At 70.1% G+C, this 23,464-nt stretch carries 25 protein-coding genes and 1 pseudogene; 12 read left to right on the top strand and 14 right to left on the bottom strand.

Going from position 1 to position 23,464, the window contains the following annotated elements; genetic code table 11:
- Nucleotides 1–205: 205 nt before the first annotated feature.
- Entirely contained in the window at nt 206–706 is a 501-nt protein-coding gene (locus tag ACGF5O_RS40810) for a nuclear transport factor 2 family protein (protein ID WP_393814979.1), read from the top strand.
- 62 nt (nt 707–768) lie between these two features.
- On the opposite strand, the gene ACGF5O_RS40805 is transcribed toward ACGF5O_RS40810, so the two are convergent.
- Nucleotides 769–1,416, bottom strand: a complete 648-nt coding sequence (locus ACGF5O_RS40805) for a hypothetical protein (RefSeq protein WP_393814992.1) — start codon at nt 1,414–1,416, stop codon at nt 769–771.
- 79 nt (nt 1,417–1,495) lie between these two features.
- On the opposite strand from ACGF5O_RS40805, the gene ACGF5O_RS40800 reads away from it, so the two are divergent.
- Together ACGF5O_RS40800 and ACGF5O_RS40795 are read left to right on the top strand one after the other, a co-directional pair.
- On the top strand, nt 1,496–1,849 hold the full coding sequence (locus ACGF5O_RS40800) for a hypothetical protein (RefSeq protein WP_393814978.1): 354 nt from the start codon (nt 1,496–1,498) through the stop codon (nt 1,847–1,849).
- A gap of 70 nt (nt 1,850–1,919) precedes the next feature.
- A pseudogene (locus ACGF5O_RS40795) lies at nt 1,920–2,156 on the top strand (isochorismatase family protein); the annotation flags it as partial.
- A gap of 52 nt (nt 2,157–2,208) precedes the next feature.
- Here the strand turns inward: ACGF5O_RS40795 and ACGF5O_RS40790 are convergent.
- From ACGF5O_RS40790 to ACGF5O_RS40775, 4 genes are all read right to left on the bottom strand, one after another.
- Entirely contained in the window at nt 2,209–2,343 is a 135-nt protein-coding gene (locus ACGF5O_RS40790) for a hypothetical protein (protein ID WP_393814977.1), read from the bottom strand.
- A gap of 34 nt (nt 2,344–2,377) precedes the next feature.
- Nucleotides 2,378–2,896: a hypothetical protein gene (locus tag ACGF5O_RS40785; protein ID WP_393814991.1), complete on the bottom strand. Its 519-nt coding sequence runs from the start codon at nt 2,894–2,896 to the stop codon at nt 2,378–2,380.
- Nucleotides 2,897–3,564: 668 nt separating this feature from the next.
- Complete coding sequence (locus ACGF5O_RS40780) at nt 3,565–3,792, bottom strand: DUF397 domain-containing protein (RefSeq protein ID WP_393814976.1); 228 nt, start codon at nt 3,790–3,792, stop codon at nt 3,565–3,567.
- A complete protein-coding gene (locus ACGF5O_RS40775) occupies nt 3,789–4,664 on the bottom strand; it encodes a helix-turn-helix domain-containing protein (protein WP_393814975.1) in 876 nt (291 codons plus the stop codon). Before ACGF5O_RS40775 ends, ACGF5O_RS40780 begins: the two co-directional genes overlap by 4 nt.
- A 156-nt stretch (nt 4,665–4,820) precedes the next feature.
- Here ACGF5O_RS40775 and ACGF5O_RS40770 point away from each other — a divergent pair, with 156 nt between their 5' ends.
- The 5 genes from ACGF5O_RS40770 (at nt 4,821) to ACGF5O_RS40750 (ending at nt 9,502) form a co-directional block, all read left to right on the top strand.
- Nucleotides 4,821–5,255, top strand: a complete 435-nt coding sequence (locus ACGF5O_RS40770) for an ATP-binding protein (protein WP_393814974.1) — start codon at nt 4,821–4,823, stop codon at nt 5,253–5,255.
- 213 nt (nt 5,256–5,468) lie between these two features.
- Nucleotides 5,469–6,197, top strand: coding sequence for a dienelactone hydrolase family protein (locus tag ACGF5O_RS40765; RefSeq protein ID WP_393814973.1), 729 nt, complete (start codon nt 5,469–5,471; stop codon nt 6,195–6,197).
- 189 nt (nt 6,198–6,386) lie between these two features.
- A complete protein-coding gene (locus tag ACGF5O_RS40760; RefSeq protein ID WP_393814972.1) occupies nt 6,387–6,875 on the top strand; it encodes a hypothetical protein in 489 nt (162 codons plus the stop codon).
- A 289-nt stretch (nt 6,876–7,164) separates the two neighbouring features.
- Complete coding sequence (locus ACGF5O_RS40755; RefSeq protein ID WP_393814971.1) at nt 7,165–8,007, top strand: FkbM family methyltransferase; 843 nt, start codon at nt 7,165–7,167, stop codon at nt 8,005–8,007.
- A gap of 109 nt (nt 8,008–8,116) precedes the next feature.
- Nucleotides 8,117–9,502 (top strand): S41 family peptidase, encoded by a 1,386-nt coding sequence (locus ACGF5O_RS40750; protein WP_393814970.1) that lies wholly within the window; start codon nt 8,117–8,119, stop codon nt 9,500–9,502.
- Between the two features lie 11 nt (nt 9,503–9,513).
- On the opposite strand, the gene ACGF5O_RS40745 is transcribed toward ACGF5O_RS40750, so the two are convergent.
- From ACGF5O_RS40745 to rpsL, 5 genes are all read right to left on the bottom strand, one after another.
- Nucleotides 9,514–12,510, bottom strand: a complete 2,997-nt coding sequence (locus ACGF5O_RS40745) for a glycosyl hydrolase 115 family protein (RefSeq protein WP_393814969.1) — start codon at nt 12,508–12,510, stop codon at nt 9,514–9,516.
- Nucleotides 12,511–12,701: 191 nt separating this feature from the next.
- Nucleotides 12,702–13,895 (bottom strand): elongation factor Tu, encoded by a 1,194-nt coding sequence (gene tuf / locus ACGF5O_RS40740; protein ID WP_393814968.1) that lies wholly within the window; start codon nt 13,893–13,895, stop codon nt 12,702–12,704.
- A 170-nt stretch (nt 13,896–14,065) separates the two neighbouring features.
- Entirely contained in the window at nt 14,066–16,192 is a 2,127-nt protein-coding gene (gene fusA, locus ACGF5O_RS40735; RefSeq protein ID WP_393814967.1) for an elongation factor G, read from the bottom strand.
- Nucleotides 16,193–16,231: 39 nt separating this feature from the next.
- Nucleotides 16,232–16,702 carry a 30S ribosomal protein S7 gene (gene rpsG / locus ACGF5O_RS40730; RefSeq protein WP_005481264.1) on the bottom strand — a complete coding sequence of 157 codons (471 nt, stop codon included), beginning with the start codon at nt 16,700–16,702 and terminating at the stop codon, nt 16,232–16,234.
- A gap of 2 nt (nt 16,703–16,704) precedes the next feature.
- On the bottom strand, nt 16,705–17,076 hold the full coding sequence (gene rpsL / locus ACGF5O_RS40725) for a 30S ribosomal protein S12 (protein ID WP_003948652.1): 372 nt from the start codon (nt 17,074–17,076) through the stop codon (nt 16,705–16,707).
- 506 nt (nt 17,077–17,582) lie between these two features.
- Between rpsL and ACGF5O_RS40720 the strand changes: the two genes are divergently transcribed.
- Nucleotides 17,583–18,833 carry a hypothetical protein gene (locus tag ACGF5O_RS40720; protein WP_393814966.1) on the top strand — a complete coding sequence of 417 codons (1,251 nt, stop codon included), beginning with the start codon at nt 17,583–17,585 and terminating at the stop codon, nt 18,831–18,833.
- Between the two features lie 152 nt (nt 18,834–18,985).
- On the opposite strand, the gene ACGF5O_RS40715 is transcribed toward ACGF5O_RS40720, so the two are convergent.
- From ACGF5O_RS40715 to ACGF5O_RS40705, 3 genes are read right to left on the bottom strand one after another with little or no spacing between them, the layout of a single operon-like run.
- On the bottom strand, nt 18,986–19,180 hold the full coding sequence (locus tag ACGF5O_RS40715) for a hypothetical protein (protein ID WP_393814965.1): 195 nt from the start codon (nt 19,178–19,180) through the stop codon (nt 18,986–18,988).
- Nucleotides 19,177–19,902 carry a hypothetical protein gene (locus ACGF5O_RS40710; RefSeq protein ID WP_393814964.1) on the bottom strand — a complete coding sequence of 242 codons (726 nt, stop codon included), beginning with the start codon at nt 19,900–19,902 and terminating at the stop codon, nt 19,177–19,179. The genes ACGF5O_RS40715 and ACGF5O_RS40710 overlap by 4 nt, the downstream gene beginning before the upstream one ends.
- Nucleotides 19,895–20,206, bottom strand: a complete 312-nt coding sequence (locus ACGF5O_RS40705) for a WhiB family transcriptional regulator (RefSeq protein WP_393814963.1) — start codon at nt 20,204–20,206, stop codon at nt 19,895–19,897. Before ACGF5O_RS40705 ends, ACGF5O_RS40710 begins: the two co-directional genes overlap by 8 nt.
- 256 nt (nt 20,207–20,462) lie before the next feature.
- Here ACGF5O_RS40705 and ACGF5O_RS40700 point away from each other — a divergent pair, with 256 nt between their 5' ends.
- Complete coding sequence (locus ACGF5O_RS40700; protein WP_393814962.1) at nt 20,463–20,918, top strand: helix-turn-helix domain-containing protein; 456 nt, start codon at nt 20,463–20,465, stop codon at nt 20,916–20,918.
- Between the two features lie 283 nt (nt 20,919–21,201).
- Here ACGF5O_RS40700 and ACGF5O_RS40695 read toward each other — a convergent pair whose 3' ends face one another.
- A complete protein-coding gene (locus ACGF5O_RS40695) occupies nt 21,202–22,098 on the bottom strand; it encodes a hypothetical protein (RefSeq protein ID WP_393814961.1) in 897 nt (298 codons plus the stop codon).
- Between the two features lie 290 nt (nt 22,099–22,388).
- Here ACGF5O_RS40695 and ACGF5O_RS40690 point away from each other — a divergent pair, with 290 nt between their 5' ends.
- A complete protein-coding gene (locus tag ACGF5O_RS40690; protein ID WP_393814960.1) occupies nt 22,389–22,586 on the top strand; it encodes a hypothetical protein in 198 nt (65 codons plus the stop codon).
- Nucleotides 22,587–23,025: 439 nt separating this feature from the next.
- Entirely contained in the window at nt 23,026–23,433 is a 408-nt protein-coding gene (locus tag ACGF5O_RS40685) for a hypothetical protein (RefSeq protein ID WP_393814959.1), read from the top strand.
- Nucleotides 23,434–23,464 lie beyond the last annotated feature (31 nt).

The following is a 23,464-nucleotide window of genomic DNA, read 5'->3' as shown; positions in this document are numbered from 1 at the left end:
GTCGAGATCGAGTGGCTGCCAGTCCGCCGGTCGGTACCCCGCCATGATCCCGCAACCCCCGTCGCGTACGCCCCGTCAACAAACCTGTGCACACGCGAACTTACTAGGAACGGCCGTTCGAGGTGAAGACAGGCGGCAGAACCGCATCCTGGCCCCGGTGGCGCTCGTTGGCCGGCCGGGACAGATCTCGGAAGGAGACGACGGCATGAGCCAAGAGGACATGGTCGCGCTGTGGGAGCAGCACACGGAGTACGAGTTCGTCGTCAGGGACGCCGACCTGGCGGTGTCCACCATGGTCGATGACGCGAGCGTGATGCATCTGCCGACGATGAGCGGCGGCTTCGGCAAGGACCACCTTCGGGATTACTACCGCGACGTCTTCATTCCCGGCATTCCGCAGAACACCACCGTGGAGACGGCGGACCGGTCGGTGGGCGGCGATTTCCTCGTCGAGGAGATCGTCATGCGGATGACGCACGATCAGGAGATCCCGTTCCTGCTGCCGGGGCTGGCCGCGACCGGACGTACCGTGGATGTGGCGCTGGTGGTGGTCGTGAAGTTCCGAGACGGCCTGATGGCAAGCGAGCGGATCTACTGGGACCAGGCAGCCGTGCTCGCCCAGGTCGGTCTGATCACCGCCGGGGACCTGCCCATGGCCGGCTCCGCCGAGGGCGCCCGGTTCCTGCGGGACAGGATGATGTCCTGACCGCGCCGGACACGCACGCGCCCACCGCCGAGAAGCTCGGTCCCCTCAGTCGGCTCACTCGCTCAGTCCGCGAACCGGAACGTCGACGTGATCGCGTCGAAGATGTCGAAGAATGAGTCGGCGAGGTCGAGGACCTGGCTGCTGCCGGCGACCAGGGCGACCTTGCCCTCCTGGCCGGGGACCGGGATGAACGTCTGCATGAGGACCGCGCGGATCGTGCGGCCCAGGCTGTCCTCGGGGACCGGGATGTCCTCGATGCCGTAGGTGCGGGCGGCGGGGCCGACGCCGGGGATGTCGACGGTCGTCACCTTGCGCCAGGAGTCACCTTCCCGGTGGGCCTCCTTGGGCGCGAGCTGGGCGGCGATGGCGGCGGGGTCGTTGGAGAGCGGGGCTCCGTCGCGCGTACGGCCGCCGACCAGCGACACCGTGACCGAGCCGGTGATCGGGGTGTCGCCGCCGAAGCTCTCCGCCATGCAGCCGCAGTACATCGCGCCCGACTTCCACGCGTCGGCCGCGGACTTGCGCAGGAAGCCGACGTACGTGTCCCGGTACTGCGCCAGCTCCGGGTGCTGGGCGACGCGCTCGTTCACCATCCGCCGGATCGAGTCGTCCCGCGACTCCGGCCGCACGTCGAACTCCCACCACGACTCCGGCACCTTGATCCGGAAACCGCCGCGCTCGATCGTGAGCGTCTCCATGTAGCGGGCCATGCTGTACGCCACCCCTCCCCCGATGATCTGATATACGGTGCGGCCCAGACTACGAGACGCGCGAACGGGGGACGGTCACGTGGGCAAAGGCAAGAGCGATCTCGCCATACCGCTGAGCGAACTTGAGGACTACGGCCGCAAGCTGCGCTCCATCAAGGAACGCCTCAACCACACCAAGAAGATGTTCGAGTCCTACAAGGACGACGTCGGCAGCGGAACCGTCTACGACGCCCTCGACGACTTCGAGTCCAACTGGCACGACGGCCGCGAGGACATCACCAAGCAGATCGACTCCCTCGCCGACATGTCCGACACCGTGGTCCGCGAGTTCAAGAAACTGGACGACGACCTCGCGAAGAAGGCGAAGGACGCGGTACGGCAGGAGGGCCCGCAACAGCAACCGCCGAGCGGTGGCGGGAACAAGGCGGAGTAACCCGCCTTCTCCGGGGGCGGACTGACGACATGCCGGACACCGCACTGCTCGTCATCGACGTGCAGCGCGCATGCTGAAGGACGCCCACGACGGCGAGGCGTGCCTGGAGCGGGTCGCCGACCTCGCCGCGCGGGCCCGCGCGGCCGGGGTACCGGTCGTCCACCTGCGTCAGCGGTTCACCGGCGTGCCGGCCGAGCGGCTCGACTTCCATCCGCCGCTCACGCCCCGGCCGGGAGACGTCGTCCTCGACACGACGCTCGACAAGGTCCTGGCCGGACACGCGCCACGCCGTCTCGTCGTCACCGGCTTCACCTCCGACTCTGCGTCGACTCCACCGGCCGCAGCACCCTCTCCGGCGGCTACGGCCTCGTCCTCGCCGCCGACGGCCACACCACGACGGAACGCCCGCCCGGCACCCAGTCGACGGCCGCGCAGATCGTCGCCCACCACAACGGGATCCTCTCGGTCATCCAGTACGCGGGGCGGTCGGTCACGGTGGCTCCGGCGGCGGAGATCCGCTTCGACACCTCACCAGCCGTCCGAACGGCCGTCTGAGCGGCCGTCTGAGCGGCCGTCTGAACGGGCGTCTGGACGGGCGGCGTCGTCCACGTTCCACTCCTGCGGCAGTTCGCCACCGCAGAAGACGCAGACGAAGTCTGCCTCCCGCACGATGTTGTGCTCCGCGCAGGCCGGGCAGCGGCGGAACACCACCTCGTGGGTGAAGGCACCGGGGCGGCGCAGCGCAACACGGTCGAGTGCGCGGGCCACCGCGGGCCACGACGTGACGTCAGGGCAGTAGCCCGTCGACTGGTTGCTGACCTCGCCGACCGCCCACTCCCCCGCCTCGCGTACGAAGGTGATCTCCCCGGCGCCGAGTACGGCCGCTCCGTCCGCGCAGGCCACGTGCTCGCTCCGGCGGGGCGCCAGCCGTAGCAGCCCGTCGGTGCCGACGACGTACGTGAACGGCTCCGCCAGCTCCGCCGGTGACTGCCGTCCGGCCCACGACTCGAAGTCGGCCACGGCGGAGATCCGAGTGCCGGGACCCATGGACCGCCGTGCCGTGGCGGCTAGTTCGGCAGAACCGACGTAGCGGTATCCGCGCTCCGGCGGGCCGCCGCCGAGCAGCTCCTCCAGCGTCCCGTCGTACGACCGGAGACCTGTCCTGACGTGGTCCGGTACGGGCCCGTCCGGGCGGAGCGCGGACGGCAACCGGGCGACTCGCCACATGCGGTGGACGTCGTGCGGGGTGACGTTCCCGGTCGGGTCCGCCAGGGCGCAGGCAGCGGCGAGGATCTCGATCACCTGGGGTGCGCCCGAGGCGGCGTCCGTACCGGCGTCGAGGGCGACCGCCACCACCATGTCCAGGAACTCGGTCAGTTGGAGGTCGGCCGCCATGCGGCACATGCGGCGCACGACCGACGCCGACGGGTCGTGGAGGCTCTCGACCCCGGTCACTCCGGCCGACCAGAGGACGAGGAGCGGCGCGGACAGGTCGTAGTCGCGGAAGCAGCCCGTCTCTGCGGCGGCTGCCCGGGCCTCGTCGCGGTCGAAGGCGCAGAGGGAGCAGACGGCGGCGAACAGGCTGTCCCACCGCTCCCGCCTGCTCTCCAGAAACGCCCCGACCGAGACATCGGCGAACGACCAGCTACCGGTGGCGTTCAGCGCGCCCACGGCCACCACCGCCCCCAGCGGCGCGAACAGCTCGCGGGCGTACCTCACTCGTCGGCGGCGACCGCGTGGGAGAGGAAGGCCGCCCAGGTGGCGGGCGGGAAGGCGAGGTGGGGGCCGCGGGACGGGGTCGCGGTGTTCTTGGAGTCGCGGACGTGGACGGTGGCGGGGGTGGTGGCGACTTCGACGCAGGAGTCGCCTTCACTACTGCTGCTGTAGCTGCTCTTGAACCACGTCAGACCGGAGGCGTCCTCGGCCGTGGTCTTGCGGATCATGTCTCCCCCAGCAGTTGTTCGATGAAGGCCGTCGACTCACGCGGCGTGAGTGCCTGGGCCCGGATGATGCCATACCGCAGTTCAAGGATACGGAGCTGCTTCGGATCGGACACCGGTCGGCCGTTGGCCACTGCTTGCGAGCGCCCGACCGCCGAGCCGTCCTCGGACTTCAGCACCTCGATTCCGCCGGCCAGTCCCGCGTGTTCCTCACGATCCATCGGCATCACCTGAAGCTCGACGTTCCGCAACTGCCCTGCCTCCAACAGGTGTTCCAGCTGCTGACGGAGGACCGCCCGCCCGCCGAGCGGACGCCGTAGCGTCCATTCCTCCAGGACGAAGCTGAGTTCGGGAGCAGGGTCCCGCTCAAAGACGGCTTTACGGGCCACGCGCGCGGCGATGAACCGCTCCACCTCGTCCCCGGTGTACGCCGGTCGACGCATCAGGAGCAGCCCGCGGGCGTATCCGGGCGTCTGCAACAACCCGTGGATGTTGAGCGGGTCGTAGAGCTGGAGCTCGACCGCCCTCGCCTCCAACTGCGCCAGGTCACGCACCTTCTTGGGGTACCGGACCCGCCCGACGTCCTCCTTCATCGCCGAGAGCAGCCCACCCGCCCCCAGCACCTCGTCCGCCCTGTCCAGATACTCCGGCCGGGGAATCCGCTTCCCGCCCTCGATCTTGTAGACCAAGTCCTCCCCGTACCCGACCGCCACCCCGAACTCGGCGGCCCGCATCCCCACCGCCTCCCGCCGCAGCTTCAGCTGCCGCCCGACGGTCGCGATGACCGCGACGCCCCACTCGTCATCGGGATCCACCTCCCAACCCGGCTCGTCCGCCTCGCTCCTGAGCCGCCCGACCGCGCCGTCCACGCTCATCCCGCACCCCTCCGTCGTACGACCGTGCCTCGACGACGCCCTACCCGTACGACCGCGTCCGACAGCCCGGACAGCGCCGGACAAGCGGTGGACAGTGACTGTACGCAACGACTCCGTCACTGTTCACGGTAGGCGCAGGCAGCCACGCTGAGTGATGTGAACCAGGAAATCTCCACCCCCCTCGACTGCCCGATCCGCAACTTCGGCGTGCTGCTGTCACCCACGCGCAGAGGAGCCCGGCTGGCGCGGCTGCTGGCGACCGAGCAACTTCGGTCGTGGGGGCTGCCGTTGGAGGACGCGGCGCACGTCGTCGCGGAACTGGCGGCCAACGCGGCGACGCACGGGCGGACGGCGGGCCGTGGTTTCCGGCTGCTGATGTACGTCGTCGGGAACACGGTCCGCATCGAGGTGACGGACACCTGCGAGGAGCGCCGCCCCCGCCTGCAACTCCCCTCCGGGGAGGACGAGAACGGTCGCGGACTGCTGATCGTCGAGACCCTCGCCGACCGCTGGGGCGTCTCCCTGGGACCTCGCCCCCGCAAGACCGTCTGGGCCGAACTGACCGTCCCGCGATCCGCCGCGAGACGGTGACGACCAGGGCAAGCAGAGCACACCGGTGCCGTATCAGGCACCGTTTGCCCGGCGGGGAGCAGCCGTTGGTCTCTGTGATATTTTCGGCGCCGCCGTGCACGCATGCGAGTCCAGGGAGGTGAGACCGATCAACGCTGTGACAGGTCGGGGCTCCCTCCTTTGCATGGTCTAGGGAGCGCCCGCACAAGGCATCCCGAAAGGCTTGAAACGCTGATGCGCTTCACCTCCCAGACGTCGTCGGACGGCGTCACCGAGCAGTTCTTCGTCCTCGACGAGATCCCCGGCGTGCTGTGGACGCCGGAAGACGCCTCTGGAACTCGTCCCCTGATTCTGCTGGGCCACGGCGGCAGGCAGCACAAGACGGCCCCCGGCAACGTGGCCCGCGCCCGCCGCTACGCCGCCGAGGGTTTCGCGGTCGTCGCGATCGACGCACCCAACCACGGCGACCGGCTCCAGGACGAGGAGTTCGGCCGGATCGCGGCCGACATGCGGGCCGGCCTGGCCGCCGGTGAGGACCCGGGCGCGCTGGTCGCCGACATGCACAGCCATCTGGCCCCCCGGGCCGTCGCGGATTGGCAGACCGTGCTGACCGCGGTCCAGCGCCTCGACCAGGTCGGCGTCGGCCCGGGGGGCTACTGCGGCATGTCGATGGGCTGCGGGCTCGGCATCCCGCTCATCGTCGCCGAACCCCGCATCCGAGCCGCGGTGCTGGGCCTGCTCGGCGTGCACGGTCTGGCCGAGGACGCCGCGCGGATCACTGCACCGGTGCAGTTCGTGCTCCAGTGGGACGATCAGTTGGTTCCCCGGGACCAGAGCCTGGCGTTGTTCGACGCGCTGGCCTCATCCGAGAAGACGCTGCACGCCAACACCGGCAAGCACGGGGATGTGCCGTCGTTCGAAGTGGACGACTCGCTGAGGTTCTTCACCCGGCATTTGAGCTGACACCGCATCACGAGGTCGGCGCGTCGGCCGGAACGCCGTTTCGCCGGGGGATCGATGACGACGGGGGTGCTCGGCCGGCGGCACAAGCACGCCGCTGGCGAACGTCTACGCGAGGTCGCCGGCAGGGCGAACGTCGCCTGATGCGGCACCGGCCTCGATCGTCCAGCCGTCGGACATCTGCTGCAACTCATGCCTGCACCGCCGGACGGCGGCGACGCGGTGGACTGGGATCGCGTGCACACGGAGTTCGGGTGGCGCCTTCCGGGCGACTATCGGGACTTCGTGGCCGCCTACGGGATGGGCACGATCAACGAGACGCTGGGCGTCGTCGCCCCACCGTTCCCCGGCTACCCCTACGTCGACCACCTGCTCTACGAGCGCACCTACCCGCCGACCGACGGCGTGCTGTTGTGGGCTTCCACCGACAGCGCCGACGACTTCTACTGGCGCTGCGCGGACGGCGATCCGGACCGATGGGCCGTGGCCGTCCGTACTCGTTCCCACGGCTGGCACGACTACCCGCACGGGATGGCCGACTTCCTCGTCAACCTGCTGAGCGGCCGGATCAAGCCGCCGCTCAACGCTGGTCTCGGCATCGAACATCCAGCGACCTTCGAGTCCTGGCGCGAAGAAGATCGCCGAGCGCGCGAGTCCGACGACTGGGGCGGCTTCGGCTAGCACCTGCCAGGTACTGGCCGAACACTCCCGGAGCCGACCCCGCGCAACTCCTCAAAGCACAGATCACAGACCCTCGCGCACCCGGCCTGCCGTTCCCGAGGCGAGGTCACTCCGAAGCCCACGACCGCGTCACCTCCCGCGGCGCAGCCCAAGTAAAAGGACGGGTTAATTCCAGGTAATTCGAGATGAACAATCTCCGGAAATTCGGCTCGCGGAAACCTGTGAATTTCCCTCACTGATCATTTTCAAACCCTGTGACATTCTCTAACCCTGGCTTTACCATCGCCCAATGCGTATTTCCGAGGTCGAAGCCGCCAACGCCCGCATGCTGGCCCACGCACCGTCGGTCAGGCCGGTCGCCACCGGGGACATCATCCGCGTGCACCGCAAGAAGTTCCCGTACCGGGGCTACGTGGAGATCCAGTCGCCGTACTGTCCGCCGTTTGTGATGTTCTGCGTGAACGACGATGCGGTGGCCATGGACACGCTGTGGAACGGCGCGTTCGGCTACGAACCCGGCACGCTCGCCGCCTGGTCGCGGCTGGCCGCGCAGAGCTCGACCATCGCGGACGTCGGCGCCCACGTCGGCTACTTCTCGATGATCGCCGCGCACGCCAACCCGAAGGCGAAGGTGCACTCCTTCGAGCCGGTCGACCAGATCCACGCCCGGCTCTCGGTGAACGTCCGCTCCAACGGCGTCCAGAACATCAAGCTCCACCAGGCCGGCGTCTCCAGCGAACCCGGCTGGGCCGACATCAGCGTCCGTTTCTCCGGGAACCTGCTCTCCACCGGCTCCACCCTGGAGGGCGGCGCCCCCGACGCCCAGCACAAGCGCATCCAGCTGCTCACCCTCGACGAGGTGTTCGCGGAGACCAAACTGGACCTCGTCAAGATCGACGTGGAGGGGCACGAGATGTCGGTGCTGCACGGGGCCCGGCAGGTGCTGAAGCGGGACCGGCCGACCCTGGTGATGGAGGCCCTGGTCGACGCCTCCCTCGACGACCTCATCGCCGAGTTCGAGCCCCTCGGCTACGAGGTCCACTGGATCGCCGAGCACGACGGTGCGCTGGTGCCCTGGAACGAACCCCGGCCGCCGCACACCCGCAACCTGCTCTTCGCGCCGCAGGCCTGAGGCTGTCCCCACCCCCGACCCACCCGGCTGCCGGATGGTGGCGGCCGGCCGGCGTCCGGCACCGTGAAGGACGGAAACGTCACTCGTGTGCAGGGGGAAGGACGCCATCGTGCGCAACACCGTCGGGACCACAGCAGCTCTCCTGGCCCTGGCCCTGGCCGTACCGGCCGCTGCGGCGGCACCGGCCACCACCGCCGCCACCACCGCCGCCACCGGGCTGTGGCGCATGGACGGGTACGGGACCGTGCTCGCCATCGACGGGCAGGGTGCGCAGGAGTACCAGACGACCGCCGTCAGCTGTCTGAAGGGCTACTTCGCCACGGCGGCCCCGGAGCCGGGGACGTACGACGTCGAAGGCGCCGTGATCAGCGTGCGGCCCGCCCCGGACGGGGAACACGCCCGCTTCGGCGTCGACGTCGCGGTGGGGCACCGGCAGCTGCGCCGGATCGGCTCCCTGCCGGCCGCGTGCACCCGCCCGTCCGCGACCGACCCGCGCACCGCCTTCGACGTCTTCTGGCAGTCGTTCGAGGAGAACTACCCCTTCTTCGCCGCCAAGGGCATCGACTGGCACGCCGTACGCGACCGCTACCGGCCGCTCGTCCACAAGGACACCTCCCGGGCCCGGCTCTTCGACATCTTCAGCCGCATGATCACCCCGCTGCACGACGCGCACATCCTCGTCCTGGACGGCGACCGCCACTACGGCGTGCCCAGGCCCGGCACCGTCGTTCCCACCGAGGAACTCAACGACAGGGTCAAGAAGTTCGTCGTCGAACGCGACCTCGCCCAGGCCACCCACCGGCAGGACTTCGCCGGGGGCCTCATCACGTACGCCGACCTGAAGCAGCGGGGCCTCGGCTACCTCCGGATCGCGAGCTTCGACGGGTACGACCGCGACAACCCGTCGTACACCGCCCAGCTCGCCGAACTCGACCGGGCGCTCGACACCGTCCTCACCCCCGCCCGCACCCGCGCCCTCCGCGGCCTGGTCATCGACCTCCGCGTCAACGGCGGCGGCTCCGACGCCCTCGGCATCCGCATCGCCGAACGCCTCACGGACACGCCGTACGTCGCCTACTCCAAGCGCGCCCGCAACGACCCGGCCGACCCGGCCGGGCACACCCGCCCCGAGCCGATCCCCGTCGTCCCCTCCGCCGGGCCCCGCTACACCGGCCCGGTCGCCGTCCTCACCGGCGGCTCCACCGTCAGCGCCGGCGAGACCTTCACCCAGGCCCTGACCGACCGCCCGGGCCGCACGGTCCGGATCGGGCAGCCGACCCAGGGCGTCTTCTCCGACGTCATGACCCGCACCCTCCCCAACGGCATGGCGGTCTGGCTCCCGAACGAGGAGTACCTGACCCGCACCGGCACGACCTTCGACGGCACCGGAATCCCGCCACGGATCAGCGAACCGGTCTTCACCGAAGAGGAGTTCGCAAAGGGACGCGACTCGGCCTTCGACCGGGCGGTGGAGCTGCTGCGGTCCGTCCGCTGATCCGCCCGCCCCTACAGCCGCCGGCTCTCCAGCGGCCCCAGACAAGTCGGTGTCAGGCCGCCCGTGTCGAGGACCAGTCGCTGGAGCACCACCGTGGGATCCACCGACCAGAAGTTCAGGCGGTGGGTCCCGGAGGACGCGAGGGTGTGGCGGGTCGCGTTGCGGTTGACGTGGTCGGAGGTGTTGCGGGCCCACACCGTGTTGAGGAGGCCGTCGTCGGCGCCGGCGGTGATGTCGACCCGCCGGGGTTCGTCGTCGTCGAAGGACAGGGCGTAGTGGAGGCCCGAGCCCGTGGGCAGCGCCGGGTTGCGTGGGGACAGGTATGCCCACACCGTCACCTCGCCGGCCGACAGCAGGCTCACCTCGTACTCCAGGCGGGGCCAGGAGTCCCGGGAGTCGCCCCAGCCGCCCGTCACCGGCCACGCGGTCATCCCGGCGCCGGTGCGGCCGATCCCGGCCAGCCGGCGCCACTGTCCGGCCGACCGGTCGTAGTGCTCCGCGTCGATCGCCACATAGCCGCCCGCCTCCACGAACCCCCGCAGGCCACGGGGAGACGGCTGCTCGGCGACACACTCCACCGCCACCGAACCGCCGGCTCCGCCGACCGTCAGGACCCCGGCGGACCGGCCGGCCGGAGCCCGCGACCAGTCCACCCGCACCTCGACCCTGACCTGCTCGGTCACCCGCCCCCGCGGACGGTCCACCGTCAGCCAGGGCACCGACGCCGTCACCCGGTAGTCGAAGGGCGTACGGCCCCGGTTGAAGATCTCGACGTACTGCTGCGGGCGGGTCTGGTGGGGGCTGAACGGGGGCAGGGTCATGGATCCTCCGTCGGGGTCCACCGACACCCCCAGCCCCGCGGCCTCCGGCACCTCGATCCGTCGTACGGCCGGGAACAGGACGTCCGGGAGCGCCACGTTGTCCTTCTCGGGCTGCTGCCAGGGCGCGTTGGGGCCGTACCGGTCCACGTCCCCGTAGTCGATGTGCGGCTGGGTCTGGAAGCCCCGCCATTTGCCGCCCGCCACCTGGGAGTTGAAGCGGTCGGCCAGGGCGAGGTCCCGGTCCAGGGCCTGCTCGGCCCGTGCGGCGAGGGCGTTCGTCGCGGCTCTGCCCTGCCGTGCGTAGAGCAGGTTCGTGAACTCGGCCGCCCGCAGCGCGTACAGGTTCGCGGTCGCCGTCACCTCGTATCCGACCAGTTCGAACCACGCGTCCCGGGCGGCCGGCGGGAGCCGCCGGGCGATCCGCGCCGCCCGGCGGCCCAGCTCCTGCCACTCCTCCGTCACCCGGTCCAGTTCGTCGTGGCCGAAGGAGAAGGGCGTCTGCCGGTCGTCGTAGACGACCTGGCCGTCGTCCGCGAGCGTGATCCGGCGGTTCAGCAGTTCCGGCTTGCGGCGTGCCTGCAACCGGCCGTAGTGGGCGAGGAGTTCGGCGATCTCCGGAGCCGCCGCCGCGCCGAAGTTCTGGCGGGCGTAGCCGCGTTCCCACTCGGCCAGCCGGTCGAAGGGCCAACGGTCCGGATTCCAGGCGTAGGTGAGGAAGAACTCCGTCGGGAGTTCGTTCCCCTTGAGGTCGCCGACGTTGGCCACCCACAGGCCGTGGTTGCCGTAGGCGTGCGCCTGGTGGAGCTGGTCCCAGACGTTGCGGAGGTTGGCGGTGTCGACCCACTTGTAGTTGCGGCCGGCTCCGACGTAGTCGAAGTGGTAGTAGAGGCCGTACCCGCCGTCGCGCGGCTCCTCTGGGGAGGGGTGCTTGCGGATGTTGCCCCAGTTGTCGTCCGTCAGGACGACGGTGACGTCGTCGGGCGCCCGGAGCCCCCGGTCCCAGTAGCGCTGGACCTCCTTGTAGAGCGTCCACACCTGCGGGGTCTCGGCGGCCGGCTTCCCGGTCACCTCCTCGATGATCTGCCGTTGGTCCGCGATGATCTCCCGCATCAGCTCGATGCCGTCGCCGTCGGGGAGGCCGGTGTCGCCGTTGCCGCGCATGCCGAGGGTGACCACACCCTCGAAGCCCTGCTCGGCCATGCGCTGGATACCGGCCCGCCAGTAGGCGCGGATCGCCTCGGCGTTGCGGAGGTAGGACCATTCGCCGGTGCCCCCGTAGGGGTCGGTGCCGCCCGTCGCGTGGCGGTTCCACTCCTCGATCCCGCGCATCATGGGCGCCTCGTGAGACGTGCCCATGACAACACCGTACGCGGCGGCCCTGCGGTGGTTCTCCGGGTCGTCCTCCGCGAACGCCCGTCCCCAGACGGCCGGCCAGAGGTAGTTGCCCTTCAGGCGGAGCAGCACCTCGAAGACCTTCGCGTAGAAGTCCGCGGTGAAGCCGCCGGGGTAGCCGGGGGCCTTGCCCGGGCCGAAGTACGCCGGGGCCCAGGTGCCGAGCGCCGGGTTCTCGTCGTTGAGGAAGAAGCCGCGGTACTTCACGGCCGGGGTCCCCTGGGTGTGGCGGCCCGGCAGTACCCACACCTCGTCGCGGTGGACCGGGGGCACGTCGTCCCACCAGTGCCAGGGCGAGACGCCGATGCCGTACGAAACGTCGTACGCCCCGAAGACGGTGCCGCGCGGGTCGCTGCCCGCGATGACGAACGCCTGGTCGACGCCGGGCATCGGATGGTCGACCACCGTCTGGAGCGAGGTCTCCCAACGGCCCCGGATCCCCGTCACGTCCAGCCTGCCGGAGGCCACCAGGCCATCGATCAGCGGGCTGCGGCCGATCGTGCCGACGAGGACCGCACGGCGGGCGACGGTCGCGGCCGGCCGTACCCCGGTCACCCGCTCGATGTCGTCGCGGAGGTCGCCCGCCACCCGTACGACTCCGGGGTGGTCGTCGGCGCTCACCACGACCGGGGCGCCGACCAGCGGGAACGCCCCGCCGGTGAAGGAGACGTACGCGCCCGGGTCCGTCCCCCGCACCCCCGTGCCGTCGCCCGCGTCCGCCCACGCGTTCCCGGACGACAGCGCCGGCACCGCGGCGGCTCCCGCGCCCAGCACAGCCCTGCGGCTGACAGACATGGCTCACCCCTCCACCCCGAATTTGGTCATCGGCATGACAAATGGTGGGGTGGGTGGCCCACGTGAACCAGGGGTCGTGGGCGCCGAATAGTTTCGAACCCGCACGACGGCACGGGACGGCGAAGGGGCCCGTACGACCGGAGTCGTACGGGCCCCTTCGGACCTGCCTGGTCAGCCCTTGCGGGCCGAGATCACTTGTTGATCTTGGTGACCTGGCCGGCGCCCACCGTGCGGCCACCCTCACGGATGGCGAACTTCAGGCCCTCTTCCATGGCGACGGGCTGGATGAGCTCCACCTTCATCTCGGTGTTGTCACCCGGCATGACCATCTCGGTGCCCTCGGGGAGGGTCACGACGCCGGTCACGTCCGTCGTACGGAAGTAGAACTGCGGACGGTAGTTGTTGAAGAACGGCGTGTGGCGGCCACCCTCGTCCTTGGACAGGATGTAGGCCTGCGCCTCGAACTCGGTGTGCGGGGTGACCGAGCCCGGCTTGATGATGACCTGGCCGCGCTCGACGTCCTCGCGCTTGATGCCACGGAGGAGCAGACCGACGTTCTCACCGGCCTGGCCCTCGTCGAGCAGCTTGCGGAACATCTCGATGCCGGTGACCGTGGTGGTGGTCTTCTCGGTCTTGATGCCGATGATGTCGACGGTCTCGTTGACCTTGAGGACACCACGCTCGATACGACCGGTGACGACGGTGCCACGACCGGTGATCGTGAAGACGTCCTCGATCGGCATCAGGAACGGCTTGTCGACGTCACGCTCGGGCTGCGGGATGGCCTCGTCGACGGCGGACATCAGGTCCAGGACGGACTGGGTCCACTCCGGGTCGCCCTCGAGCGCCTTCAGCGCGGAGACCTTGACGACCGGCAGGTCGTCGCCCGGGAACTCGTACTCGGAGAGGAGCTCACGGACCTCGAGCTCGACGAGCTCCATGATCTCCTCGTCGTCCACCATGTCGGCCTTGTTCAGGGCGACGACGATGTACGGAACGCCGACCTGGCGGGCCAGGAGGACGTGCTCCTTGGTCTGCGGCATCGGGCCGTCGGTGGCGGCCACGACCAGGATCGCGCCGTCCATCTGCGCGGCACCCGTGATCATGTTCTTGATGTAGTCCGCGTGACCGGGGCAGTCGACGTGCGCGTAGTGACGGGTCTCCGTCTGGTACTCGACGTGCGCGATGGAGATCGTGATACCGCGCTGACGCTCCTCGGGCGCCTTGTCGATGTTGTCGAACGCGGTCGCCTCGTTCAGGTCCGGGTACGCGTCGTGCAGCACCTTGGTAATGGCGGCCGTGAGGGTCGTCTTACCGTGGTCGATGTGACCGATGGTGCCGATGTTGACGTGCGGCTTAGTCCGCTCGAACTTCGCCTTCGCCACTGGGGTCCTCCTGGGAGTGGTTCTGTACGCCTTGATTCGATCGGCGCCAGGTGATCTTTGCTGTTGGGTCCCGGGCCCCGGGTCGTTCCGCCACGAATGCGGAGGAACGACCCGTGAGGCTCCGGGGTCAAGCCTAAAGCGTGTGTGCGGGGTGCGTGGAACGCGGTCCGCTACTCGCCCTTGGCCTTCGCGATGATCTCCTCGGCGACGTTCCGCGGAACCTCGGCGTAGGAGTCGAACTGCATGGAGTAGCTGGCCCGGCCGGACGTCTTGCTGCGCAGGTCGCCGACGTAACCGAACATCTCCGAGAGGGGCACGAGGCCCTTCACGACGCGGGCACCGGCCCGCTCCTCCATGGCCTGGATCTGACCACGGCGGGAGTTGATGTCGCCGATGACCTCACCCATGTAGTCCTCGGGCGTGGTGACCTCGACGGCCATCATCGGCTCGAGGAGCACGGGCTTGGCCTTCCGCGCGGCCTCCTTGAAGGCCTGCGAGCCGGCGATCTTGAAGGCGAGCTCGGAGGAGTCGACCTCGTGGTAGCCACCGTCGAGGAGCGTGACGCGGACACCGGTCATCTCGTAGCCGGCGAGGATGCCGAACTGCATGGCCTCCTGCGCACCGGCGTCGACCGAAGGGATGTACTCCTTCGGGATACGACCACCGGTCACCTTGTTCACGAACTCGTACGAGGCGTCGCCGCCCTCGATCGGCTCGATCGCGATCTGCACCTTGGCGAACTGACCGGTACCACCGGTCTGCTTCTTGTGGGTGTAGTCGACGCGGTCGACGGCCTGACGGATCGTCTCGCGGTACGCGACCTGCGGCTTGCCGACGTTGGCCTCGACCTTGAACTCACGGCGCATACGGTCGACCAGCACCTCGAGGTGCAGTTCGCCCATACCACCGATGATGGTCTGGCCGGTCTCCTCGTCCGAGTGGACCTGGAAGGACGGGTCCTCCTCGGCCAGGCGCTGGATCGCGACGCCGAGCTTCTCCTGGTCGCCCTTCGACTTGGGCTCGATGGCGACCTGGATGACCGGGGCCGGGAAGTCCATGGACTCCAGGATCACCGGGGCCTTGTCGTCGCACAGCGTCTCACCGGTCGTGGTCTGCTTGAGACCCATGACGGCGATGATGTCGCCGGCGCCCACCGACTCGATCTCCTCACGCTTGTTCGCGTGCATGCGGTAGATCTTGCCGATGCGCTCCTTCTTGCCCTTGACGGAGTTCAGCACAGCGCTGCCGGACTCCAGGCGGCCCGAGTAGACCCGGACGAAGGTGAGCTTGCCGAGGTGCGGGTCGCTCATGATCTTGAACGCCAGCGCCGACAGCGGCTCCTCGTCGGACGGCTTGCGCTTGACCACGACCTCCGGGTCCTTCACGTCGTGGCCCTCGATGGCCTCGACGTCCAGGGGGGAGGGCAGGTAGCGCACGACCGCGTCGAGCAGGGGCTGGACGCCCTTGTTCTTGAACGCGGTACCGCAGAACACCGGGGTGACGGTGACGCCGTCGGACTTGCCGGACGCGATGGTGATGCGACGGATCGCGGCGTACAGCTGCTCCACGGAAGGCTCCTGGCCCTCCAGGTACAGCTCCATGATCTCGTCGTCGTTCTCGGCGACGGTCTCGACGAGCTTGCCGCGGTACTCCTCGGCAGCCTCGGTGTGGGTGGCCGGGATGTCGACTACGTCGTACATCTCGCCCTTCTCCGCCTCGGCGGACCACACGAAGGCCTTCATCGTGACCAGGTCGACGACGCCCTTGAAGTCGGCCTCGGCACCGATCGGGAGCTGCATGACGATCGGCGTGGCGCCCAGGCGACCGCTGATCATGTCGACGCAGCGGTGGAACTCGGCACCGGTCCGGTCGAGCTTGTTGACGAAGCAGATACGCGGCACGCCGTAGCGGTCCGCCTGACGCCACACCGTCTCGGACTGGGGCTCGACACCGGCGACGCCGTCGAACACCGTCACGGCACCGTCGAGCACGCGCAGGGAGCGCTCCACCTCGACGGTGAAGTCGACGTGGCCCGGGGTGTCGATGATGTTGATGGTGTGGTCGACGTCTTCGAGCGGCCAGTGACAGGTGGTGGCAGCAGAGGTGATCGTGATGCCACGCTCCTGCTCCTGCTCCATCCAGTCCATGGTGGCAGCGCCGTCGTGGACCTCACCGATCTTGTACGACACACCGGTGTAGAACAGGATCCGCTCGGTGGTGGTCGTCTTGCCCGCGTCGATGTGGGCCATGATCCCGATGTTGCGGACCTTGGCCAGGTCAAGTGAAGTGGTAGCCATAAGGCTTCGGTCTTCTCTCGGTCTCGATGTGGGTAGCGACTACCAGCGGTAGTGCGCGAAGGCCTTGTTGGACTCGGCCATCTTGTGCGTGTCCTCGCGCTTCTTGACGGCCGCACCGAGGCCGTTCGAAGCGTCGAGAAGCTCGTTGAGCAGACGCTCGGTCATGGTCTTCTCGCGACGGGCGCGGGAGTAGCCGACGAGCCAGCGCAGCGCGAGGGTGTTGGCGCGACCGGGCTTGACCTCGATCGGAACCTGGTACGTCGCACCACCGACACGGCGGGACTTGACCTCGAGGGTCGGCTTGATGTTCTCCAGCGCGCGCTTCAGCGTGATGACCGGGTCGTTGCTGGTCTTCTCGCGCAGGCCCTCCATGGCGCCGTACACGATGCGCTCGGCGGTGGAGCGCTTGCCGTTCAGCAGCACCTTGTTGATCAGGGAGGTGACAAGAGGAGAACCGTAGACCGGGTCGATGATGACCGGGCGCTTCGGGGCGGGGCCCTTACGAGGCATTCTTACTTCTCCTTCTTGGCGCCGTAGCGGCTGCGGGCCTGCTTGCGGTTCTTGACACCCTGGGTGTCAAGCGAGCCGCGGATGATCTTGTAGCGAACACCGGGCAGGTCCTTCACACGGCCGCCGCGCACGAGCACGATGGAGTGCTCCTGCAGGTTGTGTCCCTCACCCGGAATGTAAGCGGTGACCTCGATCCCGCTGGTCAGACGCACACGCGCGACCTTACGCAGGGCCGAGTTCGGCTTCTTCGGGGTGGTCGTGAACACACGCGTGCAGACGCCCCGGCGCTGAGGGGAGCCCTCGAGTGCGGGGGTCTTGTTCTTCTCGACCTTGTCCTGCCGGCCCTTGCGGACCAGCTGCTGGATCGTAGGCACTACTTCTCCGGTTTCTGTGTGCCGATGGTGAAGCTAACCTGGAACGTCGCCGACCCACGCGGTCGGGTGTGTCGGATTCCGCGACCTCCTGCCGCAAGGCAGAAGGGGGCGCGGATCGCGGTGGCCGCTTCGTCACTCCGGTGCGGTTTGAAGGCACGCACGAGGGTCAGGGCACACCCCAGGCACAAGGTCTGAGCGTACCCAGCGCAATCACTCCGGTCAAAACAAAAGGACGGGGACCGGTTGCGGGGGGCGTGAGCTGGGGTTTTGGAGCACCTTCCGATATACCACGGAGACGAACGACACGCGAACGGAGAGCGGCGCGAGCTGACCCCGATCGGATTCACAGCTGTGCGACGCTGATCAGATCTTCTGATCGCCGGGCTCCTGCAACGCGCCCCCTGGGGGCGCGGGGAACCGCGCGACCAGCCACGACGGACCCGCAGACGCCCGAAAGCCATTCGCGGCACTGCGCGCGGCGCATTCCTTATGGGGGCTTCACAGTCATGAGCGCAGCTCAGAGCGACACCGCGCCAACCATCGCGAAACCGCAGCGCCTTCTCCGCCTCCCCCCGGCCGCCCGCCCCTACCTCCCGCCCCTCGCCCTCTACGGCGCCGCCAAGCTCACCGGCCTCCTCGTCTTCGCCTGGCTGCTGACGTCCGCCGGTGACTACCGCACCAAGGACCCGCGCTTCGGCGGCGGCGCCCACTGGTGGGACGTCCTGTCCACCTGGGACGGCTGGTGGTACCTCCAGGTCGCGCAGAAGGGCTACCATCCCCAGCCTCTCCAGCCCCTCGCCCCGGGCGGCCAGTTCAGCGCCGAGCAGAACTCGGTCGCGTTCTTCCCCCTCTACCCCGGTCTGGTCCGGGCCGTCTCGGAAGTCACCGGCCTCGGCCTGTACGGGGCGGCGATCGCGGTCTCGGTGGTGTGCTCGTTCGTGGCGGCGGCCGGCATCTACGCGGTGGTCTCGCTGCTCGCCGGCGCCCGGGCCGGCACCGTCGCGGCCGGCCTGTGGGCGGTGGCCCCCGCCGCCGGCGTCGAGTGGGCGGTCTACACGGAGTCCCTGTTCGTGGCGATCGCCGCCTGGACCTGCCACGCGGTGATGAAACGCCGCTGGGTGACGGCGGGCCTGCTCGCCTTCCTGTCCGGCCTGTGCCGTCCCACGGCGGCCGTGCTGATCGGCGCGGTCGGCCTGGCGGCGCTGGTGACGCTGCTGCGCCGGGACAGCAGGCGGGAGCAGGGCGTCGCGGCCCCGCTGTACGCGGCGGTCGCCGCACCCCTCGGCCTGCTCACCTACATCGCCTGGGTCGGCTGGTCGATGGGCGACCCGGGCGCGTACTTCTCGCTGCAGCGCGAGGCCTGGGCCCACTACTTCGACTTCGGCGCGTACACCCTGGACGTGCTGCGGAACGTGGCGGTGGGGCACGGCGACTACCTCTTCGCCTACTCGGTCCCGGACCTCATCGCCGTGCAGGTGGTGGTGGCGCTGCCGTTCCTCGTCGCGCTCCTGCTGCGGAAACGGCCGCCGCTGGTGCTGATGGCGTACACCCTCGCCTCGATCGTGACGGTCCTCGGCACCCAGCAGATGTTCGGCAACACCCCGCGCTACCTGCTCCCCGTCTTCCCGCTGCTGCTGGCTCCGGCGGCGGCGATGGCGCGGCTGAAGTGGCCGAGCCTGCTGGTGTTCTTCTCGACGGCGGCGGTGGCGTCGGGGTGGTACGCGCACTACGTGATCTTCGAGCTGGGGATCCCGTAGGCCGGGGCGGGCTACCCGGCCTACGGGATCCCCTACGGAATCCACCACGGAATCCGCCACGGACTCCACTCCGGAATCCGCCACGGACTCCACTCCGGAATCCGCCACGGACTCCACTCCGGAATCCGCCACGGACTCCACTCCGGGATCCGCTACGGGCGGCGGGCTGCCGCGCGTTCCGCCGCGAAGACGTCCTCCAGGCGGAAGAGCGCGGCCCGGCCCGCCTTGCCGGCGGCCGTGAGGTGGCCGAGCTGGACCCACTTGCGGATGGTCGCCGGGGCGACGCCGGCCTCCTGGGCGGCGAGGGGCCCGGGGATGAGGGTGGGGGAACCCTGGGTCGCCTTCACCGGTGGCTCCACTCCCCTTCGTCCCAGGTGTGCCGGTAGGCCGGGTCGTCGTGGCAGCCGCAGTCGGGGTCCGAGCACCGGCAGGCCGGGTTGACGCAGAGGACGGCGGCACGGTCCGGGAAGGCGCGCAGCGAGACGGAGTCGCACCAGGGGCAGCGCCCGGAGACCCGGACGACGGTCTCGGTGTCGCCCAGGGCGCGGGCGCAGCGCCGGGCCATCCGGCGGGTCTCGTCCCGGACGTGGGCGGCGAGGACGGGGTCGGCGGCGACGCCGTCGAGGAGCCCGACGATCCGGCGCAGCCGCTCGGGCACGGAGGCGCGGCGGACCCGCGGGAGCCCGAGCCGGTCCCGCACCGCCTCCTCCAGCTCCACCACCCCGTCGGTGATGTCGCGGATGGTGTCCGAGATGTGCAGCCGCAGCGGCGCGGCCCCGTGACCGGGGGCGACGAGTCCGTGGGCCTGCTGGAGCAGCAGCGCCTCGGCGCGCTCCTCCCGGAGCCGATCGGCGAGGTCGGCGGGGGGCGGGGCGGGCGCGGCCCGGTGGGCCCCGGCGGAGCCACGGCCGGGAGCGAGCTCGACGGCCAGCTCGGGGAACTGCCGGAGGAGCAGGCCGATCCAGAGGGCTGCGTTGTCGGGCGCGTTGTCGGGCGCGTTGTCGGGCGCGTTGTCGGCGGTGCGGTCTTCGGAGGGTGGGTGTGCAGGGGTCGTGCGACGGTCAGGCAACGGAGCCTCCGCGGCGCAGGGCGCCCTGGACGACCGGACTCCGCATGGCCGGGAGGAGGTGCGCGGGGATCTCCACGGGGCGCCCGCGGCGCCACAGCCGGCCGCCGCAGACGCCGTCGAACCAGTTGGCGGCGGGGGCGACGGCCTCCTCGCAGTCACGCCGGACCGGGCAGCGGGCGCAGGCCCGCAGGGCGGGCGCGGCCTCCTTGACCTTCTTCGAGAAGACGACCCGGGGCGGGAGCCCGGCGCAGGCGGCTGCGGCCTGCCAGGCGGGGGGTGGGCACGAGCTGCCGGTGACGGTCATGGGGCCTCCCAATGTGGCTCCGGTGGGGCTGGTGTGAGGCGAGCGCCGTCAAGACTTACAGATTGCGCGCGCGCCCGCAACAAATATGCCACTGACCCATTCCGGAGATCACGGAAGGATCTGGATCACTCGGGCATACCCGGCCACCGAATCTCCCCGTATTGCGGAGACTTTCCTCAGTGCTTGCACGAGAGCACGTAATTCTGTGCGCGCAAGCAAGCTAAACTTCTGCCCTCCAAAGGAAGCGAGCCCTCAGATGACCAGCCAGGATCTGGACGCGTTCGCCGCGTGGGTCGAAGACCTGATGCGCGACCGCGGTTACGACATCGACAGCCCGCGCGGCGGCGGCAAGTCGCGGATAGCGGACGAGGCGGGGGTGCACCGGGCCGCCGTCACGCGCCTGCTGCAGCGCCAGAGCATGCCGGACCTGGAGACCACACGCCGGCTCGCCCGCGTACTGGGTGTCCAGGTCCGCGAGATGCTCATCCGCTCCGGCCGCCTGACGGCGGAGGAACTGGCCGACCCGCACGACCACTTGGCCTCCCCGGCACCGAGCGCGGAGTTCGGCCGCCGGCCGACGCTGGAGGAGGTCGCCGACCTGCTGGGAGTACCGGCCGACCGAAGGGAGATGTTCGTCCGGGTGGTGGAACAGTTCCTGCCGAACGACATCCACGACCACCCGGCGGACGCGGCGAGGTCGACCGCGGACTGAACGCCCCTTCGCCGGACGCGCCGTCGAGGACACCCGTGGGCCGACGGGTGCGCTTCACGGGGGTGGCGCAGCACGTCCCGCCGAAGTCGAACCCATGCCCCCACCCGCCGTGCCGAACCCCGCCGTGACGGGCGCGCACGACAGCGGGAAACCACCGGCAACCGGTCAGGACCCGGCACCGGGCGCCCACTTGTTCGGCGCCGCCGGCCGCGCGACCGGCCCGTTTCTCCGACCGGCCCACCTCTCCGACCGGCCCGTCCGTACGGCACGCCGGTCGGCCCGCTCACTCGTCCCGGCGCCGGCCCGAGGCCCGCTCCTCCAATTCGTCGGCGAGGGCTCTGGCCCTGTCGGAGAGCCGGGTACCGGCCGTATCGGCGGGCTCCTGCTGATCCCGCTCCCCGCTGCCGTCCGCCCGACGCCCCTTGTCCCGGCCGCCGCCCGGAGCATCACGCTTCAGCGGAGGCACACTGGGCCGCCCGTTCCGCCGCACGACCGAACGCCGTTCGGCTGCGGGCACCGCGCGCTTCTCGCGTACCTCGCGCGCGGACAGCAGACTGTCCGCTCCGGGCCCGGCATCCGTACGGTCGGCGGCGTCACCCGCGTCAGCGATGCCGGCCGCGTCCGCGACTCCGTGGGCACCGCCGTCCCGGGGCGTCCCGTCGGCGACGGACCGCTCCCGCTCCCCGCGCTGCTCTACCCGCGTCAATTCGGACGGTGGCCGCAGGAGTCGGACGTAGGGCAGCGGAATGACCTCACTGCCGTACTCGCGCTCCCGCTCGCCCTCCGGCCGTCGGGCGCGCCGCAGCCGCCGCCCGGTCCGGGCATCCTCCTGCCCCTGCACATAGGCGGCGGTGATCCGCTGTTCGTACGCCCGCCGTACGGCCGGAAGCCGCTCGTCGACCACATCGGCCCAGCCGGCGCTGTAGGCGGCCGTCTCGCGCCGGTCGAGCTCGGCGCGCGGAAGGATCACCAGGTCCCGGGGCTCGTGGTCGAGGCTCAGGACCAGCTCGGAGACACGAGCGATCAGATGTGGCAGATCGGGGGCCTGTTCGAGCCAGTCGATCACGTGCCGTTGCCGCGCGTTACCTGCGTCCGCGTCCCCGTCCACCCCATAGGCCTTGCTCTCGTCCCTGCCCCATCGCGCCCCCCGCGCGAGGACGGCCGCCCTGTGGCCGTCCACCGTCGTATGACAGGCCCTCAGGTCCGTTGTCAGGCCGCACCGTTCACTTTCGATTCACCGACGGGAGAACGGCCGGATCCTACTCCACGGACCTGACACAACATCCACTGCGCCCCCGCATCGCCGCAGGTCCGGACCGGGCTGCAACGGAGAGTGAAACAAATCGACTTCGGCAGACACGGAGCGACACCATGAGATTACTCGTACACTAGTTCGAACAGGCGCTCGAACGCGTCCGTCGCGCACCTCCGCACCACCAGCCCAGCGGACAGACCGGAAAGCAGGCCGACATGGCGACTGGCACGAGCAACTTCCCGCATCAGCCGATCGACACCTACACCCGCCTGGCCCACCTCCTGCACCTCCCCGCGCCCGACCGCGAGGCGCTGCTCGACCGGCTGTACGAGGAACTGCTCACCCGCGAGTCGCGGGCCTACGCGGCCGGCTGGACGGACGCGCTGACGGAGGCCCGCCGAGCCCGTCACTGATTCACGACCCGCACGACGACCGCGCACCACACCGGCCCACCACCCCGCCCCGCCCGGGCGGCCCCCACCACCGCGACACCGCCTCGACCAGCCGCAGCACCCTCCCGCCTCCCGCCGACGGGCCGCTGCCGACCGGCGGCCGAGGCGCCCGGACGGCCCCCGGCGTCGGCCTCGGCCGCCCGAACCGGACGCGGCACGGACCGCGACCCCCACGCCTCGGGCGCAGGCACCCCCGACAGCGGGCACCGCACGGAGTTCCCCGCGTCCTGGACGAACGGCGCCCGACCTCGCAAATCCCCCCCTTGTTGCGCGCGCGCTCGCAACGTGTCACAGTTGGCGCAGCGGCGGAGCTGTGCCCACGACGGGACGACAGCCCGCCGCAGCCCACGGGCACACCCATCGACACACCAGGTATCCCTCCGCGAAGGGAGGTCACCCCGTGGCCGATCCGACGGTCACCTTCCCCGATGTCGAGCGACTCGTCGTCGACTTCCTGACCGACCGCACCGAACTCGCCGCCGCCACCGTGGACAACGTCCCGCCGAGTGGATTCGACGGCACCCAGCAGGTCGTCCTGGTCTCCCGCGCCGGCGGGGCCTGGATCGACGACCAGCACCTGGACCAGCCGCTGGTCGACTTCGAGGTCTACGGCCCCGACAAGACCACCGCGCACACCCTGGCCCTGCTCGTCCGCTCCGCCGTCCTCGCGCTGCGTGGAACGGCATACGGCACCGCGCACGTCACGGAGGTGGTCGAGGCCGACGGTCCGCGCTGGCTGCCGGACTGGAACCGCTCGGCGGCGAACCGCTACTACGCGACGGTGCGGCTGCACATCCGCCCCGCCTGATCCACCGGTTCGAAGCCCTCTTCCGAGCGGG

The sequence above is a fragment of the Streptomyces sp. NPDC048291 genome, assembly GCF_043201715.1.
Classification (GTDB): Bacteria; Actinomycetota; Actinomycetes; order Streptomycetales; family Streptomycetaceae; genus Streptomyces.
Note: the sequence above shows the minus strand (reverse complement) of the source record. Positions and strands in the feature narration are given on the sequence as shown.